Source organism: Paralimibaculum aggregatum, assembly GCF_030270585.1.
Classification (GTDB): Bacteria; Pseudomonadota; Alphaproteobacteria; order Rhodobacterales; family Rhodobacteraceae; genus Thermohalobaculum; species Thermohalobaculum aggregatum.
This window is the reverse complement of sequence record NZ_BSYI01000004.1, coordinates 184,221-202,178: the sequence shown is the minus strand read 5'-3', so window position 1 is coordinate 202,178 and position 17,958 is coordinate 184,221. Positions and strand designations below refer to the sequence as shown.

Sequence of the window (17,958 nt, the reverse complement as noted above, 5' to 3'; positions counted from 1 at the left end):
CTCAGCCCTCGTCCGCCTCGCTGCCCTCGTCGGCCAACGCTTTCTGTTGCGACAGTTCCACGAGCTTGACGAGCTTTTCCTGCGGCAGCAGGACCACCGGCTCGGAATCGAGGGCGAAGCCTGCTTCCCGCGCGGCGTGGAAAGCCTCTTCGTGGAGTTGCACAGCCCGGTCCGTGTCGATCTCGACCTTGCGCGTAATGCCGTCGAAGGCGACGAGCTCGAGCGGCGCAAGTCCGCCCTCGCAGACCAGATCGCAGCGCGAGCGCAGCGCCATGCCCTGCCGGTTGCCCTCGATCATCGCGACGATGCCAAGCGCGGCCAGCCAGGTGCGCGCAGCGAGGTTCTTCGCCTCGTCCATGCCAAAGCGCAGCCGCCGGAGCCCGGCGAAGGTCAGCACCTGGGTTTGCAACGCATAGGCGCAGGTGACGCCGAGCGGATCGACGCTGGGGGCGATGTTGCCGTGGTTGATCTCTGACGGACGAACCTGCTTGGCCCTTTTGCTAAGTTTGCCTTTGTCAAACGCCCAGTTGCTCCCATCCTTGTAAATATCGATCGACCGCGGGATCCCCAGCGGGTCGATCCGGCTGCCCGTGCGCCGACCGGCGCTGCGCAGGTTGATTTCGCCCGTGCGACGATCGGCGACCTCCTCGACCGGCACATCCACCCCGATCACCTCCGAGACAATGACGCGGGCGAACTTGGCACCCAGCCCGCCGCCCTCGCCGGTCGAGTTCCATGCACCGAACAGCAGCGCCGTGGGCGCGGCCTGCAGGATTGCGGTCGCATCGTCCGGCTTGGCCTTGCGCAGCGCCTTTCCGAGATCGCTTTCGCGGAACGGTTTTCCATCCAGCGTGCTGTCGCGCAGGATGGCGTCGAAGATGCGGTGCGGCGCCTCGAGCACGCTGATCGGCCCTACCGAGTCCAGTCCGGCGCCGGGGAAATCCACCGTGAGACGCGGCAGGGAGATGAGCCCGGCCTCCGCGGCAACGAGAAGCGCTTCCTCGAGCCGGTTCGCCTGCGACTGCACGCTGTCGATGAGCACGCAGGCCCGTTCCTCGCCGTTGATGCGGCGGCTTTCGAACACATGGGTTGGTCCGTTGTCGCCCGGATAGGTCGGCGGAAAGAGCTTGTCCCCCTGTCCTCCGGCCGGTTGCAACTGCTGTCGCCGGCGCAGGGCCACATCCTCTTTGACCGCATCCTGAAGGTCTTTCAAATCCATGCCACCCTCCGTCCGGCTAAAATGATAGAAACTGGTATCTTGATAAAAGAGGGCGCGCCATGATTCTGTCAACGTATAAGTAATTCAAGTAACGAAAGGTCTGGCAACGACATGGCGAAGAAACGAACGACGAAATGGAGCATCGCACAGCGGCTCGCCTTCGCCGCCGACCGGCTGTTCTGGGAGGGATCGCTGCAAAGCGAGGATCTGATCGCGCGCTCAGCGTGTGCAGCGCAACTTGATCTTCCCACTCCACCGGAAACCCCTCCAGAAACCGCCCCAAGGTCACCTCCGGCCCCTGCTTCCCGTCCAGGATCGCCTCGACGATGTGGGGCGCGAGCAGCGTGAGGCGCAGGACGCGCGTCATGTAGGACGGTGCGATCCCCTCGCGCTCGGCCTGTTCGGCAATGATGGCGTACTCGCCCGACTCCAGCATCCTCTTCCACCGGAACGCGCGCGCCAGTGCCTTGACCAGCGTGTTGTCGGCCCGTCGCGAGTGCCTGACGCCTTCTGGCAACTCCATGCGCACGCTGCGCTTCACGATGCGGAACGGCACGAGGATCGTCACGGTGTCGCTGGAGTTTCCATACTCGGCCCTCGGCGACTTGACCCCGGACGAGTTCGCCAATCAACTCTATCAAGCTCGGAAGGTCGCTTAGGGTCCGGACCAGAAACCAGGTCAGGTCCCGTCCATCAGGTTCGCTGGCGTGACCTATGCGGGCTGACGAGCCCCACCATGGCATCCACGACATCAAGGGACGGTCGCGATAGCGGCATCAGCCGCCTAGGTGAAGCCGATGGCCTCGCGCGCGTTCTTCGCCCGGAAATCGTCCAGCGCCATCATGACAACATGTGTGCTGGCCTTCGCCCTGCCGAATACGGAACACCGATAGGCCGATGCCGCTGTATGGGCAAATGTATGGGAACATTTCCGGGGCGATAAAAATTATCTATATATATCATGGCGCTATGGTAATTTGGTGGCGGAGAGAGAGGGATTCGAACCCTCGGTACCCTTGCGGGTACAACGGTTTTCGAGACCGCCCCGATCGACCACTCCGGCACCTCTCCGCGACAGGCGGGAGGGATAGTCCTTGCCCGAACCGGGTTCAAGGGGGAAAATGGCGTCTCCGTCGCGGCAGGCGAAGTTTTCGCGCCAGGGTCCCGCCATTGCCCGCGCCGGTGCCCGCGACATGGACTGTGCCAGGGACTGTGCCGGGGCCGGCATCGGCGGGCGGCTTGACATTCCGGGCGCGCCTGCCCATAGAGCGGGGCTCCGGCCGGGTCACCGTCCGGTCCAGCAATCGTGCCGGCGCATCCTTGGGGATGCACAAGCGCGCGCTGTCCCACGGCAAGGCAGAGGCCTTGAAAGTGTCCGGTCGAGCCGGGGCGCCCAGGGACGCGGATGACAGAGGACGACGAGATGTATGCAGTGATAAAGACCGGGGGCAAGCAGTATCGCGTTGCTGCCGGCGACGAGTTCACCATCGAGCGGCTGGCCGCCGAGCCGGGCGAGACCGTCCAGTTCGGCGAGGTGCTGATGATCGGCGGCGCCGAGGGCGAGGCGGCGACCGTCGGCGCGCCGTTCGTCGAGGGCGCGGCGGTGCAGGCCGAGGTGGTCGAGCAGCTCCGCGGGCCCAAGGTCTACAACTTCAAGCGCCGGCGCCGGAAGCACAGCTCGAAGCGGCTGAAGGGCCACCGGCAGGACCTGACCTCGGTGCGCATCACCGAGATCCTGACCGCCGGCGGCGCCGAGACCGGCGTGAAGGCCGCGGTGGGGCAGGGCGCTGCGAAGCGCGAGGCACGGGCGGCCAATACGGCTGCGGCGGCCGAGTAAGGAGAGCGGGACATGGCACACAAGAAGGCAGGCGGCTCCTCGCGCAACGGGCGCGATACCGCAGGGCGCCGGCTCGGCGTGAAGAAGTTCGGCGGCGAGGCCGTGCGCGCCGGGAACATTCTCGTCCGCCAGCGCGGCACGAAGATGTGGCCGGGCCAGAATGTCGGTCTCGGCAAGGATCACACGATCTTCGCGACCGCCGATGGCCATGTGAAGTTCCACACCGGGCTCAAGGGGCGAACCTTCGTCTCGGTGCTGCCCGCGGTGCAGGCGGCGGAATAAGGTTCGGGTCCGGCCCGGGTTCGCCCGGCCGGAACATCCGTGCGAACTTCCGCGCGAACTTCCGAAGGCAGGCGGATCTGCGGATCGCGCCGGGATCGGATCAGGGGATCGGCCGTGCGCCGGTCCCTTTTGGCTTTGGGAGGCGGCCTCGCGATGGCGCCGGCGATCGAGACCGAACGGCTGCGGCTGCGCCCGCTCCTGCAGGGCGATGCGGTGCGGCTTGCCGGGCTCTGCAACGATCTCGAGGTGAGTCGCTGGCTGGCGCGGGTGCCGCATCCCTATGACCCGGAGATGGCGGCGGCCTTCATTGCCGAGACGGCGGCGGCGCCGGCCTTCGTGCGCGGCATCGACGCGCCGGGCGAGGGCGGGCTGATCGGCGTCGTCGGGGTCGACGGCCTGCCGCGGCAGGCGCAGCTCGGCTACTGGCTGGGCCGGGCCTACTGGCGCCGCGGCTACGGCACCGAGGCGGTGCGGGCGGTGGTGGGCCATGTGTTCGCCGCAACCGCGCTGCGGAAGATCCGGGCCGGCGCCTTCGCGGCGAATGCCGGCTCGCGGCGGATACTCACGAAGCTCGGCTTTCACGAGACCGGGCGGCGGATGGCGCGTTCCGGCGCGGTCGCGGGCGAGATGCCCCATCTCGACCTCGTCCTGGAGCGGACCGCATGGGAGGCGGTGGCATGAAATTCCTCGACCAGGCCAAGGTCTATATCCGCTCCGGCAAGGGCGGCGACGGCTGCGTGAGCTTCCGGCGCGAGGCCTTTATTGAGTATGGCGGGCCGGATGGCGGCGATGGCGGCAAGGGCGGCGATGTCTGGGCGGAATGCGTCGCCGGGCTGAACACGCTGATCGATTTCCGCTACCAGCAGCACTTCTTTGCCCAGAGCGGGCGCGGCGGCATGGGCCGGGCGCGGACCGGGGCCGGCGGCGACGATATCGTGCTTCGCGTGCCGGAGGGCACCGAGATCTACGATCTCGAGACCGATGAGCTGATCGCCGATCTCACGAAGGTGGGCGAGCGGGCGCTGCTTGCGCGCGGCGGCAATGGCGGCTGGGGCAACCTGCAGTTCAAGAGCTCGATCAACCGCTCGCCGCGGCGTGCCAATCCGGGCCAGCCGGCGGTGGAGCGGACCATCGTGCTGCGGCTCAAGCTGATCGCCGATGCCGGGCTGGTGGGCCTGCCGAATGCCGGCAAGTCGACCTATCTCGCGGCCTCGAGCAATGCCAAGCCGAAGATCGCGGACTATCCCTTCACCACGCTGCATCCGGGGCTCGGGGTGGTGGCGGTGGACGGCACCGAGTTCGTGCTGGCCGATATCCCCGGGCTGATCGAGGGCGCGCATGAGGGGGCCGGGCTCGGCGACCGCTTCCTCGGCCATGTCGAGCGCTGCGCGGTGCTGCTGCATCTCGTCGATGCCACCGCCGAGGACCCGATCGCCGATTGCGCCGTGGTGGAGGAGGAGCTCGCCGCCTATGGCGGGGGGCTGGCCGAGAAGCCGCGGCTGCTGGCGCTCTCGAAATGCGACGCGCTGAGCGGGGACGACCGGGGCGCGCTGGTCGAGCTCTTCGCGGAGACCGGGCGGCAGGTGGATTTCTGTCTCTCGGCGGTGAGCGGGCAGGGGCTGGTCGAGAGCCACCGGGCGATCAAGGCGCGGGTCGATGCCGACCGCGCGGCCGAGGCGGCCGGGATCGCCGACGCCGAAGCCGCGGCGCTGGCCGAGGAGGAGGGCGAGGCCGGGGGGTGGCGCCCGTGAGCGGGCTCGGGCGGCTCGCCGGCCGGCGGCGGATCGTCGTCAAGATCGGCTCGGCGCTGCTGGTCGATGCCGAGGGCCGCGCGCGGGAGGACTGGCTGGCCGGGCTCGTCGCCGACATGGCGGCGCTGCGGGCCGGGGGCGTGCAGCTCCTGGCGGTGTCGTCCGGCGCCATCGCGCTCGGCCGCGGGGTGCTCGGGCTCGGGCAGGGCGCGCTGACGCTGGAGCGGGCGCAGGCGGCGGCGGCGGTCGGCCAGCAGCGGCTCTCGGCGGCCTGGACGGCGGCGCTCGGCGCGCAGGGGCTGACCGCGGCGCAGGTGCTGCTAACCCTCGAGGACACGCAGAACCGGCGGCGCTATCTCAACGGACGCGCGACGCTGAAGGCGCTGATCGAGCTCGGCGCGGTGCCGGTGGTCAACGAGAACGACACGGTGGCGACCGACGAGATCCGCTATGGCGACAATGACCGGCTGGCGGCGCGGGTGGCGCTGATGGCCGGCGCCGATCTCCTGGTGCTGCTGTCGGATGTCGACGGGCTCTACACCGCCAATCCGCGCCACGACCCGGCCGCCCGGCACATTCCCGAGGTCGCGGCGATCACGCCGGAGATCGAGGCGATGGCCGGAGATGCCGGCTCCGGCCTCGCGCGCGGGGGCATGCGGACCAAGGTGCTCGCGGCCAAGACGGCGACCGCGGGCGGCTGTGCCATGGCGGTGATGCTGGGCGACCAGCCGCGGCCGCTGACGGCGCTGGCCGAGGGCTGCCGGGCGACCTGGTTCCGCGCGGCGGAGAGCCCGGCGGCGGCGCGCAAGCAGTGGATCGCCGGGATGAAGCCGCTCGGCACCGTCACGGTGGATGCCGGCGCCGTGGCGGCGCTGGAACGCGGGCGCTCGCTGCTCCCGGCGGGCGTGACCGCGGTGACCGGGCGCTTCGAGCGCGGCGACCCGGTGGCCGTGCTCGCCCCGGAGGGCACGGCGATCGGGGCCGGGCTGGCTGGCTACCGCGCCGAGGAGGCCCGCGCCATCGCCGGGGCGCAGTCGGCGCGGATCGAGGAGATCCTCGGCTATCCGGGGCGCGCGGCGCTCGTGCATCGCGACGATCTGGTGATCTGGGACGGCGCGGAGCGCGGCCGGCGTGCCGCCGCCGACTGAACCGAGAGGCCCCCATCCGCGCGATCTCTGCTCGACCGGCCCGGCGCGCTGGCCTAAGACGGGGGCGATTGCGAGCGCAGGCGTGCCAGGGAGGCGGCGATGGACGATCAGGTGCAGGACATTCCCGCGATGATGGCGGAGATCGGCGCGGCGGCGCGGGCCGCGGCCGGCGAGCTCGCCCATGCCAGCGCCGAGCGCAAGCATGCGGCGCTGGTCGGCGCGGCCGAGGCGGTGATGGACCGGCGCGGCGCGATCGCCGATGCCAATGCGCTCGACATGGAATACGGCCGCGAGAAGGGCCTGTCCGACGCGATGCTCGACCGGCTGATGCTGACCGAGGACCGCATCCGGTCCATGGCGGCGGGGCTGCGCGACGTCGCGGCGCTGCCCGATCCGGTGGGCGCCGAGCTCGAGGCCTGGACGCGGCCGAACGGGCTGCGCATCCGCCGCGTGCGCACGCCGATCGGCGTGGTCGGAGTGATCTACGAGAGCCGGCCCAATGTCACCGCCGATGCCGGCGGGCTCTGCCTCAAGGCGGGCAATGCGGCGATCCTGCGCGGCGGGTCGGAGAGCTTCCATTCCTCCGGCGCGATCCTGCTGGCCATCGGCGCCGGGCTGAAGGCCGCCGGCCTGCCCGAGACCGCGGTGCAGCGGGTGCCGGTGCGCGACCGTGCGGCGGTGGCCGAGATGCTGCGGATGACGGACTATATCGACGTCATCGTGCCGCGCGGCGGCAAGGGGCTCGTCGGCCTCGTGCAGCGCGAGGCGCGGGTGCCGGTCTTCGCGCATCTCGAGGGCATCTGCCATGTCTATCTCGACGCGGCGGCGCATCCCGAGAAGGCGCGCGCGGTGATTCTCGACGCCAAGACCCGGCGCACCGGGATCTGCGGCGCGGCGGAGTGCCTGCTGATCGACCGGGCCGCCGCCGGGCTCGGCCGGGCGGTGCTGGACGATCTGGTCGCGGCCGGCGTCACCGTGCATGGCTGCCCGGAGGTCTGCGCGCTCGAGCCCCGGGCGGTGCCGGCGAACGACGACGACTGGGGCCACGAGTATCTTTCGATGGACATCGCGGCGCGGATGGTCGACGGCGTCGACGGTGCCATCGCGCATATCCGCAGGCATGGCTCGAACCACACCGAGGCGGTGCTGACCGAGGACGATGCGGTGGCGGCGCGGTTCTTCGAGCGGCTCGACAGCGCCATCCTGATGCGCAACGCCTCGACCCAGTTCGCCGATGGCGGCGAGTTCGGCATGGGCGCGGAGATCGGCATCGCCACCGGCAAGCTGCATGCGCGCGGACCGGTCGGGGCCGAGCAGCTGACCAGCTTCAAGTACATCGTCGAGGGCGACGGCACCGTGCGCGGCTGACGCGGGGCCGCCTCAGCGCTGCCGCGAGAGCACCGGGCCATAGGCCAGGAACAGCACGAGCGGCAGCAGCACCGGCATGATCATCTGCCGGAAGCGGAAGGCGGTGCCGAGATTGGCATAGCTCGCGAAGCCGTAGAAGGCGCCCCAGGCCATCACCGTCAGCACCGCCCAGAGCAGCACCGGCTGGCGCAGCACCGCGCGCAGCGGCTGGCGCAGCATGCCCTTGACCAGCAGCGCCAGAACCGCCGCGTTCTCGAGGCCGGCGAGGATGCCGAAGGGGTTCATGATCTCCCCCGGCAGCGGGCGGAACAGGGCGGCGAACATCCCTTTCGGCACGAACAGGATCATGTCGAGCAGCGAGGTGAACTGGGTCTCGATCTTCTGCGCCGAGCCGCCGGTGGCGAAGCCCTTGGCGAGCTGGTTGGTCTGCTGGATCAGCTGCTGCGCCGAATCGATCGCGAAATGCTCGGCGAATCGCTGGACGGTGAGCAGGAACACCGGCACCGCGGCGAGCATGGTCACCCCCTTAACCGCCGGCGAGACCCGGCCGCCGAGGAAGATCGTCGCGATGATCGGCGCGATGAAGATCGCGGCCAGCCAGCTCCGGATGCTCGCGGCGATGACGAGGCCGATGGCGAGGGCGAGGAGCGCGCTCCAGCCGCGCCCGGTGAAATAGCCCACCGCGCCCCAGCAGATCAGCGCGATGCCGAAGCTCGTGACCGGCTCCTTGCCGAGGATCGAGGACCAGAACAGGATGCTCGGCATCAGCCCCAGCGCGATCAGCAGGCCGGGGATCTCGCGGCCGAAGGCGCGGGCCGCCGCGAGATAGGTGATGTAGATCCCGAGCAGGCCGATGAAGGCGAAGATCACCTTGAGCGCCGAGTAGGACCGCGTCAGGCCCGAGAGCAGCCCGACCAGGGCGGTGATGTTCTCGGTGCCCATCCCGTATTCGAACAGCGCCCAGGGATCGCTGAGCCGCAGGCCGTTGTAGTAGTAGCCCTGCGCGTCGAGCACGACATAGTAGCCCTCGTAGAAGAGCATGAGCCCGAGCGTCACCGCGATGCGGGCGAGCCAGAGCATGGCGAGGATCTGGCGGTGCCGCTCGTCGGCCAGCGGCAGCACCTGGATCAGCGCCACGCCGAGCAGCGCCGTGATCACGCCGGAGAGGAAGTCCCACTCCATGTCGCGCATCTGGAAGGCCAGCGCGGCATAGTCCCCGAACAGCAGATAGCACACCGTCACCGTCGCGGGCACCAGCGCGATCGCGGCGACGGAGAGCAGCTTGCGGACGACATCCATGCGCGGGCGCCTCTGGCGAAGGCCCGGGGCCGCCGGGCCGGTGCCGGCTGACTGCCAGACCGGCGGCCGGGGAGCAAGTGCGCCGGCGCGCGGAAAGCCTGCGCCGAATGCCGTGGAGTGTGATGTCCGGCACAGGTGACAGTTTCAATTCGCGGTATCGAGTTTCTGGACCGCACTGAGAAATCGGCGTAGGTTCACGCCATGGCAGCATCGCCGAAGGAGTTCACGATGGCGCTCGATATCGATGCCCTGTTGAAGAGTCTCGGGGACGATGCCCCATCCGGCGAAGATCTGGAATATGATCCGGCGTTCATCGACTTAGAGCTCGCGGCTATGCCGAAGGAAGAGCAGCAGGTCGGCGATTCGATCATTGCTGCGGAAGACCCCGACTTCAAGGAAGTGGTGAAGCACGCGGTTGCCGTGCTGCAGCGTGCGCACGACCTGCGCGCCGCGGTGTTCTATGCTCATGCCGCATTGCGGCTCGAGGGGCTGAAGGGCTTCGAGCAGGCGCTGGTCTATATCCGCCGCTGCTGCGAGGAGTTCTGGGATACCTGCCACCCGCAGCTCGATGCCGACGACAACAACGACCCGACCATGCGGATGAACGCCATCGCCGGGCTGGCCGGGCACGACACCGTGCTGCGCGCGCTGCGCATGGCGCCGCTGACCAATTCCCGCGCCATGGGCCGCTTCAGCCTGCGCGACATCCAGATCGCGCGGGGCGAGATGCCGCCCGGCAAGGACGACGATCCGGTCGAGACCAGCGTGATCTCCGCCGCCTTCCAGGACACCAAGCGCGAGGACCTGATCGCGCTGAACGAGTCGATCAAGTCGTGCCGGCAGACCCTGAAGGACTTCGAGAAGGTGCTCGACGACAAGGTGGGCTCGTTCGGCCCCGATCTGTCGAACCTGTCGCGCACGCTCTACGACATGGAGCATGTCTTCAAGACCTTCGCCGAGGACCTGATCGCCGAGGAGGAGGTCGAGGAGGACGCCGGCGGTGAAGGCGAGGAGGCCGGCGAGGCCGGCGAGGGCGGGGGCGATGCCGCCGGTGGCGATGGCGCTGCGGCCCCGGCCGGCTCCGGGGCGCCGCGCGGCGGGCCGCGCGGTGTCGGCACGATCCAGAGTCGGAAAGATGTCGTGACGGCAGTCGACAAGATCATCGAGTACTATCAGAAACACGAGCCGACGAGCCCGGTTCCGCTGCTTCTTCTGCGCGCGAAACGACTTGTTAACTCGGACTTCGTCACGATCATGAAGGATCTCGCTCCGGAAGGTCTCGAAAAGGTCAATCTTATCGCGGGGATCGAATCCGAGGGCGGATATGAATGATACGAGTGAAACGGGGCGGATACGCGGCTTTGGCTTGACGCCGGGGCGCCCGCTCGCGTTTAGTTGAGGGTAACGGATACTGGGGAGATGTGACCGATGGCCGGCAGCAGCCAGAAATTCATTGCGCGCAACCGCGCGCCGCGGGTTCAGATCGAATACGATGTCGAGGTCTACGGGGCCGAGAAGAAAGTCCAGCTCCCCTTCGTCATGGGTGTGATGGCCGATCTCTCGGGCAAGCCGGACGATCCGCTTCCGGCGGTGGCGGACCGGAAGTTCCTCGAGATCGACGTGGACAACTTCGACAGCCGCATGAAGTCGATGAAGCCGCGGTGCGCCTTCTCGGTGCCCAACACGCTCACGGGTGACGGCAACCTGATGGTGGACCTGACCTTCGAGAGCATGGACGACTTCTCGCCCGCGGCGATCGCCCGCAAGGTCGAGCCGCTGCGCAAGCTGCTCGAGGCGCGGACGCAGCTCTCGAACCTGATGACGTACATGGACGGCAAGGCCGGCGCCGAGGACCTCATCGGCAAGGTGATGCAGGATCCGACGCTGCTTCAGGCCCTCGCCGCATCGCCCGCCGAGGGCGGATCGGACGAGGCGTCCGAAGAGAAAACGGAGGAGTAAGGCATGGCAGAGACCGAAGCCCAGGCGGGTGCCGTTGGCGAAGCCACGATCGCGCCCGACGAGTTCAGCCAGCTCCTTGAGAAGGAGTTCCGCCCGAAATCCGACGGTGCGCGCAGCGCGGTCGAGGCCGGTGTGCGCACCCTCGCCGAGGAGGCGCTCAAGAACACCGCGCTGCTCTCGGGCGACACGCTCCGCACGATCGAGAGCCTGATCGCCGCGATCGACAAGAAGCTGACCGAGCAGGTCAACGAGATCCTGCACCACGAGGATTACCAGAAGCTCGAGAGCTCCTGGCGCGGGCTGCATTATCTCATCAACAACACCGAAACCGACGAGATGCTCAAGATCCGTGTCTTGAACATCTCGAAGAAGGATCTGCACAAGACGCTCAAGAAGTTCAAGGGAACTGCCTGGGATCAGTCGCCGATCTTCAAGATGATCTACGAGGAAGAATACGGCCAGTTCGGCGGCGAGCCGTATGGCTGCCTCGTGGGCGACTACTATTTCGATCACAGCCCGCCGGATGTCGAGCTGCTGAGCGAGATGAGCAAGGTGGCGGCGGCGGCGCATGCGCCGTTCTTCGCGGCCTCGAACCCGAACCTGTTCCAGATGGACAGCTGGCAGGACCTGGCCAAGCCGCGCGACCTGACCAAGATCTTCCAGACCCCGGAATACGCCTCCTGGCGGTCGCTTCGCGAGAGCGACGACAGCCGCTATCTCGGGCTCTGCATGCCGCGCTTCCTTGGCCGTTATCCCTATGGCGCCAAGACCGATCCGGTGGAGGAGTTCGACTTCGAGGAGGACACCGACGGGTCGGATCACAGCAAGTACAGCTGGGTGAACGCGGCCTACGGCATGGCGGTGAACATCAACCGCGCCTTCAAGCTCTATGGCTGGTGCACCCGGATCCGCGGCGTCGAGTCGGGCGGTGCGGTGGAGGGTCTGCCGACCCATACCTTCCCCACCGATGACGGCGGCGTGGACATGAAGTGCCCGACCGAGATCGCGATCTCGGACCGGCGCGAGGCGGAGCTTGCCAAGAACGGCATGATGCCGCTGATCCACCGCAAGAACTCCGACGTGGCCGCCTTCATCGGCGCCCAGTCGCTGCAGAAACCGGCGGAGTATGACGACCCGGACGCGACGGCGAACGCCAATCTCTCGGCGCGCATGCCGTATCTCTTCGCGACCTGCCGCTTCGCGCACTACCTGAAATGCATCGTCCGCGACAAGATCGGCTCCTTCAAGGAGCGCGAGGACATGCAGGACTGGCTGCAGCGCTGGGTCAACAACTACGTCGACTTCAACCCCGATATTTCGTCGGAGGATTACAAGGCAAGCCATCCGCTGTCGAAAGCCGAGGTGTATGTCGACGAGGTTGAGGGCAACCCGGGATACTACTCGTCGAGATTCTTCCTGCGCCCGCATTATCAGTTGGAGGGTTTGACGGTGTCCCTCCGGCTGGTGTCGAAGCTGCCTTCCGAGAAGGGAGGCTAAGCTTCACGCGACGGCAATCGAGGTGCCGTCGGCCCCTGCAAGAACGTGACCCCAATCTCCGAGGAGAACCAAAATGGCTGATGCTGAACCGCAAGATGCATTCATGTACTTCGTCCCCGACAAGGTGAAGGGCGAGTCCCAGGATGCCAAACTCAAGGAGAAGAAGGCCTTCGAGCTGACCGAGTTCACGCTCAAGGCCGAGAACGCGACGAACATCGGCTCGATGACCCAGGGCGGCGGCGGCGCCGGCAAGGTCAAGTTCGACCGGCTTTCCTTCAAGAAGCGGTCGGACAGCGCCACCACCGACATCTTCCGCGAGCTCGCCAAGGGCACGCACTTCGACGAGGTGAACGTGGTGATGCGGCGCAACCAGCTGCCCTATCTCGAGTTCAAGTTCGTCATGTGCGTGCTGGCCGAGATGGAGACCACGCAGTCGGGCGATGACGAGGCCGAGGACTCCGTGGTTCTCGACTATGGCGCGGTGAAGATCAGCTACACCGCCCAGACCGACAAGGGCGAGGCCGGTACCCACGCGACCGCGATGTGGAGCCGCGTGAAGAACGAGTTCTCGGACAAGGTGACCTGATCGGTCGCATGCGACGGCGCGGCCCTGGCGAGCTGGGGCCGCGCGACGACCCGGCTCGCCAACCCGCCAAGACCTGAAGCTGGAGCACGGACATGGCAGAAGTCGAAGCGCAAGACGCTTACATCTACTTCGATCCGCCAGATATCCAAGGTGAATCCTCCGATGCCAAGCTCTCCGCCAAGAAGGCGGTGGAGATCTCGGAGTTCAGCATCGAGGGCACCAACTCGACCAATGTCGGTTCTGCCAAGCAGGGCGCCAACCAGGGCGCGGGCAAAGTCAAGTTCGAGACCGTGACCTTCAAGAAACGCTCGGACTATTCGACAACCGCATTCTGGGCCGAAATGGCAAAGGGCACGCAGTTCGACAATGCCTTCGTCGTCCTGCGGCGCAACCAGGTGCCCTATCTGGAGTTCAAGTTCACCACCTGTCTCATCGCCAAGGTCAACACCAGCCAGTCCGGCGACGAGGAGGCCATCGACGACATCGCGATGGAGTATGGCTCGGTGAAGATCACCTATACCGGGCAGACCGTGAAGGGGCGCAAGGGCGAGGTCGCCGAGGCGATGTGGAGCCGGACGCTGAACGCCTTCACCGATGCGACCCGGTAGACCATAGGCTCCCGGGCCGGGTTCCGCGCCCGGGCCCGGGCTCCGAGACTTTCTTGCCGACCCCCGCTCTGCGGCGGCGCGACGGCCCATCGAAACCTGTTCACGGGAGGAGCGGCCTTATGAGCGCGCTGGATTTGCTGAAGAGCGGAGATCTGTCGGCGGCGCTCGCCGCGGTCCAGGCGGATGTCCGCACCGATCCTTCGGCGGCCAAGCACCGGATCTTCCTGTTCCAGCTGCTCTGCGTGCTGGGGGACTGGAACAAGGCGGTGATGCAGCTGCGCCTCGCCGCGCAGATGGACGAGTCGGCGACCCCGATGGCGCAGACCTACCGCGAGGCGATCGGCTGCGAGCTGGTCCGCGAGCGGGTGTTCCGGGGCGAGACGGCACCGCTGGTGCTGGGCGAGCCGCAGCAATGGTCGGCGCTGCTGATCGAGGCGCTGGCGCCGCTGGCGCGCGGCGATCATGCCACTGCCGAGCGGCTGCGCGGCGAAGCCTTCGAGATGGCGCCGGCGACCTCCGGCGAGATCGACGGCACCCGCTTCGAATGGATGGCGGATGCCGACATGCGCTTCGGGCCGATGCTCGAGGTCATCGTCAACGGCAAGTATTTCTGGGCGCCCTTCGACTCGATCATGCAGATCGACATCGACCCGCCGACCGATCTGCGCGACCGGGTCTGGACCCCCGCGATGATCACCTGGGCCGCCGGCGGCGAGACGCCGGCGCTGATCCCGACGCGCTATCCGGGCACGGCGGAGCTGCCCGAGGATGTGATGCGGCTGGCCCGCGAGACGCGCTGGGAGGAGGCGGGCGAGGGGCTGTTCGTCGGCCTCGGCCAGCGGGTGATCGCCACCGATGCCGAGGAGTACGGACTGATGGACATCCGCAAGATCGTCCTGGATGTCGAGGAGGTGACGGAACCGGGCGACGCGGCGGCCGAGCCCGACGTCGCCGAGGTGCCGGCTGCGGAGAAGGGGGATGGCTGACAAGGGCATCGCCGAACGGCTGCAGCCGTCGCTGCTGGACCGACTGACCGACGACGCGCCGGAGGACAAGGGCGAGACCCGCGAGAAGCGTGTCATCGACCTGCGCCGGCTGCGCGAGATCGTGTTGCGAGACCTCACCTGGCTGTTCAACACCACCTCGCTCGAAAGCGTGGAGGATCTCACCGACTATCCCCATGTGCGCCGCTCGACGGTGAATTTCGGCATCCCGGACATCGCCGGCGTCGCCTCGAGCCAGCAGCGCGCGATGGAGCTGAAGGACCACATGGCGGAACGCGTGCGCTTCTTCGAGCCGAGGATCCTGCCGGGGAGCTTCGAGATCGAGGTGGTCGACCCGAACAACCTGCGCCGCACCGTCGTCGCGCTCGACATCCGCGGCGAACTCTGGGCGCAGCCGCTGCCGATCGATCTCTACATGCGGACGGAGCTCGACATCACCAGCGGCGATCTTTCCGTCCGCAACCACTACTGAGACCGCCGGCATGGATACCCGCCTACTGAAGCACTACGAGGACGAGCTGGCCTTCATCCGCGAGATGGGCGCCGAGTTCGCGGCCTCCTATCCCAAGATCGCCTCGCGGCTCGGCATGGAGGGGCTCGAGGTCTTCGACCCCTATGTCGAGCGGATGCTCGAGGGCTTCGCCTTCCTCGCCGCCCGCGTGCAGCTCGAGCTCTCGCTGCAGTATCCGACCTTCACGCAGCACCTGCTGGAGATCGTCTATCCGCACTATACCGCGCCGACGCCATCGATGATGGTGGTCAAGCTGATCCCCGACCAGGCCCAGGGCGGGCTCGAGGCCGGCTTCAGGGTTCCCGCCGGGTCGCGGCTGCGCTCGCCGCTGCGCGACGGCGAGGTGACCACGCCCTGCGTCTTCCGCACCGCGCATGACGTCACACTCTGGCCGATCCGGATTTCCGAGGCGGAGTATATCGACGGGCGCGGCGCGCTGGTGGCGGCCGGGCTCGGCGAGGAGGAGGATGCGCGCGCGGCGATCCGGCTGCGGCTGCAGCACACCGATGGCGAGCCGATCTCGTCGCTCGAGCTCGACCGGCTGACGCTGTTCCTCTCCGGCAGCGGCCCGGAGCCCTGGCGGCTCTACGAGACCATGTCGCGCGACACGGTGGGGCTCTATGCGCGCTCGACCGTGCGGCGGAACGACTGGGTGCAGCGGCTGGGCGATCGTCCGGTGACCCCGATCGGCTTCGAGCCGGAGGAGGCGCTGCTGCCCTATCCGGGGCAGAGCTTCGACGGCTACCGGCTGCTGCAGGAATACTTCGCCATGCCGCAGCGCTTCTTCTTCATGCGGCTCTCCGAGCTGCGTGCCGGGGTGGCGCGGGCCGATGCGCCGGAGATGGATCTCTATGTCCTGCTCTCCGACACCATGTCGGAGCTGCGCGATGCGGTGCAGCCCTCGAATTTCGAGCTGTTCGCGACGCCGGCGATCAATCTCTTCGACAAGCGCTGCGACCGGGTGCATCTGCGCGAGCGCGACAACGAGTGCCATGTGGTGCCGGACCGGACCTCGCCGCTGGATTTCGAGATCCATCACCTCAAGAAGGTGATTGGCGTCTCCGACCAGGGCGAGGAGGATCTGGAGTTCCGGCCCTTCTACAGCACCGACGACATCACCGCCGCCGGCGACAGCCACGAGGCCTATTACGCGGCCAAGCGGCGGATGCGCCAGCGCTCGGAGAAGCAGCGGCTGAAGGGGGCGCGGACCTCCTATCTCGGCTCGGAGATCTTCCTCAGCCTGGTCGACCCCAACAACGCCCCCTATCCGAAGGGGATCGACCAGCTCGCGGTGACGGCGGTGTGCACGAACCGCGACCTGCCGCTGATCCTCTCGATCGGCGGCGGCAAGACCGATTTCTACATGCCCGATGGCGGGCCGGTCTCGGAGGTGCGGGCGGTGGTCTCGCCGACGCGGCCGCGGCAGTCGCTGGCGCAGGGCGACAGCGCCTGGCGGATCATCAGCCATCTCAGCCTCAACTACCTCTCCATCGCCGATACCGACCGGGGCGGCGGCGGGCAGGCGCTGCGCGAGATGCTGGCGATCTATTCGCCGCTCGGCGACCGCGCGATCAACAAGCAGCTCGAGGGGGTCGTCGGGGTCGGCTCGAAACCCATCGTGCGGCGGATGCGCGACACCGTGCTCTCGACCGCGGTGCGCGGCATCGAGGTGACGGTGGAGTTCGACGAGAGCGCCTTCGAGGGCTCGAGCTGCTATCTGCTGGGCGCGGTGCTGGAGCGCTTCTTCGCGAAATACGTCGCGCTCAACAGCTTCACCGAAACGGTTATCCGAAGCCAGGATCGAGGGGAGATCGCCCGATGGCAAGCGAGGAGCGGCGGGCGCCTCTTGATCTGACGCGTCTCGACGCGCTGGCGAAGGAGCCCGAGGTCTACCACTTCTTTCAGGCGATCCGCCTGATCGAGGCAGCCCATCTGGACAAGCCCCGGCTGGGCCGCTCGCGGCGTCCGGAGCAGGACCCGGTGCGTCTCGGCCAGGATCCCGAACTGGCCTTCCCGCCCTCCACCGTGCGCAGCTTCGTCCGCGGCAAGGACGGTGCGCCGGACCGGCTGATCGCCCATGTCCTCGGGCTCTGGGGGCCGCATGGCCCGCTGCCGCTGCATCTCACGGAATACGCCCACAACCGCAAGTACAACCACCGCGATCATACCCTGGTGGCCTTCGCCAACATGTTCCACCACCGGATGATCAGCCTGTTCTACCGGGCCTGGGCCTCGGCCGAACCGGCGCCCAACTTCGACCGGCACGACGACGATCCCTTTGCCGCGAAGGTCGCCGCGGTGGCCGGCATCAAGGGCGCCGCCCTTGCCGACCGCGACGCGCTGCCGGATGTCGCGAAGTACAACTTCTCCGGCCGGTTCTCGCACGGGCCGCGCAACGAGGAGGGGCTGCTCGCCATCATCTCGCATTTCTTCGGCGCGAAGGTGAGCATCGAGAGCTTCGTCGGCTCCTATCTCTATCTCGACAAGGTGGACCTGTTCGCCATGGGCGGGCGCCGGCCGAAGGGCCGGCTCGGGCGCTCGATCACCGTCGGCGAGCGGGTCTGGTCGCGCCAGGCGAAGTTCCGCGTGCGCATCGGGCCGCTGTCGCTGCGCGGCTACCGCCGGCTGCTGCCGGGCGGCGAGAGCCTGCGCCGGCTGGTCTCGATCGTGCGGAACTACCACGGCGACCAGCTCGACTGGGAGGTGTCGCTGGTGCTCAAGGCCGACGAGGTGCCAAGGGCCATCCTCGGGCAGCAGGGCGAGCTCGGATGGACCACGTGGCTCGGCGAGCGGAAATCGGACACCGATGCCGAGGACATGATGCTCGCGCCACAGCTCTATTTCGACAGGGACGTCCAGCAATCACAATCACCAGAGGGGACTTGAGGT

17 protein-coding genes, 1 tRNA gene and 1 pseudogene are annotated in these 17,958 nt (G+C 67.7%); 15 read left to right on the top strand and 4 right to left on the bottom strand.

From position 1 onward, the window contains the following. Position 1: 1 nt before the first annotated feature. The 3 genes from cas7g to QSJ97_RS04090 all read right to left on the bottom strand — a co-directional run bounded on the left by cas7g (position 2) and on the right by QSJ97_RS04090 (position 2,290). On the bottom strand, positions 2-1,219 hold the full coding sequence (gene cas7g, locus QSJ97_RS04100) for a type I-G CRISPR-associated RAMP protein Csb1/Cas7g (RefSeq protein WP_285670303.1): 1,218 nt from the start codon (positions 1,217-1,219) through the stop codon (positions 2-4). Positions 1,220-1,235: 16 nt separating this feature from the next. Continuing rightward, on the bottom strand, positions 1,236-1,787 hold the full coding sequence (locus QSJ97_RS25160) for a hypothetical protein (protein WP_434220881.1): 552 nt from the start codon (positions 1,785-1,787) through the stop codon (positions 1,236-1,238). 413 nt (positions 1,788-2,200) lie between these two features. Next, positions 2,201-2,290, bottom strand: a tRNA-Ser gene (locus QSJ97_RS04090). Positions 2,291-2,642: 352 nt separating this feature from the next. Between QSJ97_RS04090 and rplU the strand changes: the two are divergent. The 6 genes and pseudogenes from rplU to QSJ97_RS04060 form a co-directional block, all read left to right on the top strand. Continuing rightward, positions 2,643-3,050, top strand: a pseudogene (gene rplU / locus QSJ97_RS04085) (50S ribosomal protein L21); the annotation flags it as partial. An 18-nt stretch (positions 3,051-3,068) separates the two neighbouring features. Continuing rightward, positions 3,069-3,338 (top strand): 50S ribosomal protein L27, encoded by a 270-nt coding sequence (gene rpmA, locus QSJ97_RS04080; RefSeq protein ID WP_285670300.1) that lies wholly within the window; start codon positions 3,069-3,071, stop codon positions 3,336-3,338. Between the two features lie 153 nt (positions 3,339-3,491). Continuing rightward, complete coding sequence (locus QSJ97_RS04075; protein WP_285670298.1) at positions 3,492-4,019, top strand: GNAT family N-acetyltransferase; 528 nt, start codon at positions 3,492-3,494, stop codon at positions 4,017-4,019. Then, positions 4,016-5,089, top strand: a complete 1,074-nt coding sequence (obgE, locus tag QSJ97_RS04070; RefSeq protein ID WP_285670296.1) for a GTPase ObgE — start codon at positions 4,016-4,018, stop codon at positions 5,087-5,089. Before QSJ97_RS04075 ends, obgE begins: the two co-directional genes overlap by 4 nt. Continuing rightward, the gene (gene proB, locus QSJ97_RS04065) at positions 5,086-6,237 is read left to right on the top strand and encodes a glutamate 5-kinase (RefSeq protein WP_434220880.1); all 1,152 of its coding nucleotides are present in this window, start codon (positions 5,086-5,088) and stop codon (positions 6,235-6,237) included. The genes obgE and proB overlap by 4 nt, the downstream gene beginning before the upstream one ends. A gap of 99 nt (positions 6,238-6,336) precedes the next feature. Then, positions 6,337-7,605 carry a glutamate-5-semialdehyde dehydrogenase gene (locus QSJ97_RS04060; RefSeq protein WP_285670293.1) on the top strand — a complete coding sequence of 423 codons (1,269 nt, stop codon included), beginning with the start codon at positions 6,337-6,339 and terminating at the stop codon, positions 7,603-7,605. 12 nt (positions 7,606-7,617) lie between these two features. Here QSJ97_RS04060 and QSJ97_RS04055 read toward each other — a convergent pair whose 3' ends face one another. Next, positions 7,618-8,904, bottom strand: coding sequence for a hypothetical protein (locus QSJ97_RS04055; RefSeq protein WP_285670291.1), 1,287 nt, complete (start codon positions 8,902-8,904; stop codon positions 7,618-7,620). A 228-nt stretch (positions 8,905-9,132) separates the two neighbouring features. On the opposite strand from QSJ97_RS04055, the gene tssA reads away from it, so the two are divergent. The 9 genes from tssA to tssG all read left to right on the top strand — a co-directional run bounded on the left by tssA (position 9,133) and on the right by tssG (position 17,955). Continuing rightward, the gene (tssA, locus tag QSJ97_RS04050) at positions 9,133-10,236 is read left to right on the top strand and encodes a type VI secretion system protein TssA (protein ID WP_285670289.1); all 1,104 of its coding nucleotides are present in this window, start codon (positions 9,133-9,135) and stop codon (positions 10,234-10,236) included. A gap of 96 nt (positions 10,237-10,332) precedes the next feature. Continuing rightward, on the top strand, positions 10,333-10,863 hold the full coding sequence (gene tssB / locus QSJ97_RS04045; RefSeq protein ID WP_285670287.1) for a type VI secretion system contractile sheath small subunit: 531 nt from the start codon (positions 10,333-10,335) through the stop codon (positions 10,861-10,863). A 3-nt stretch (positions 10,864-10,866) separates the two neighbouring features. Then, complete coding sequence (gene tssC, locus QSJ97_RS04040; protein ID WP_285670286.1) at positions 10,867-12,360, top strand: type VI secretion system contractile sheath large subunit; 1,494 nt, start codon at positions 10,867-10,869, stop codon at positions 12,358-12,360. Positions 12,361-12,463: 103 nt separating this feature from the next. Further along, the gene (locus QSJ97_RS04035) at positions 12,464-12,946 is read left to right on the top strand and encodes a type VI secretion system tube protein Hcp (RefSeq protein ID WP_285670285.1); all 483 of its coding nucleotides are present in this window, start codon (positions 12,464-12,466) and stop codon (positions 12,944-12,946) included. Positions 12,947-13,038: 92 nt separating this feature from the next. Further along, positions 13,039-13,554, top strand: a complete 516-nt coding sequence (locus QSJ97_RS04030; RefSeq protein ID WP_285670282.1) for a type VI secretion system tube protein Hcp — start codon at positions 13,039-13,041, stop codon at positions 13,552-13,554. A gap of 119 nt (positions 13,555-13,673) precedes the next feature. After that, positions 13,674-14,540, top strand: coding sequence for a type VI secretion system accessory protein TagJ (locus tag QSJ97_RS04025; protein ID WP_285670280.1), 867 nt, complete (start codon positions 13,674-13,676; stop codon positions 14,538-14,540). Further along, positions 14,533-15,030 carry a type VI secretion system baseplate subunit TssE gene (gene tssE, locus QSJ97_RS04020; protein WP_285670278.1) on the top strand — a complete coding sequence of 166 codons (498 nt, stop codon included), beginning with the start codon at positions 14,533-14,535 and terminating at the stop codon, positions 15,028-15,030. Before QSJ97_RS04025 ends, tssE begins: the two co-directional genes overlap by 8 nt. A 10-nt stretch (positions 15,031-15,040) precedes the next feature. Next, positions 15,041-16,924 (top strand): type VI secretion system baseplate subunit TssF, encoded by a 1,884-nt coding sequence (gene tssF, locus QSJ97_RS04015; RefSeq protein WP_285670276.1) that lies wholly within the window; start codon positions 15,041-15,043, stop codon positions 16,922-16,924. Then, entirely contained in the window at positions 16,888-17,955 is a 1,068-nt protein-coding gene (tssG, locus tag QSJ97_RS04010; protein WP_285670274.1) for a type VI secretion system baseplate subunit TssG, read from the top strand. Before tssF ends, tssG begins: the two co-directional genes overlap by 37 nt. The last annotated feature ends 3 nt before the right edge of the window (positions 17,956-17,958 follow it).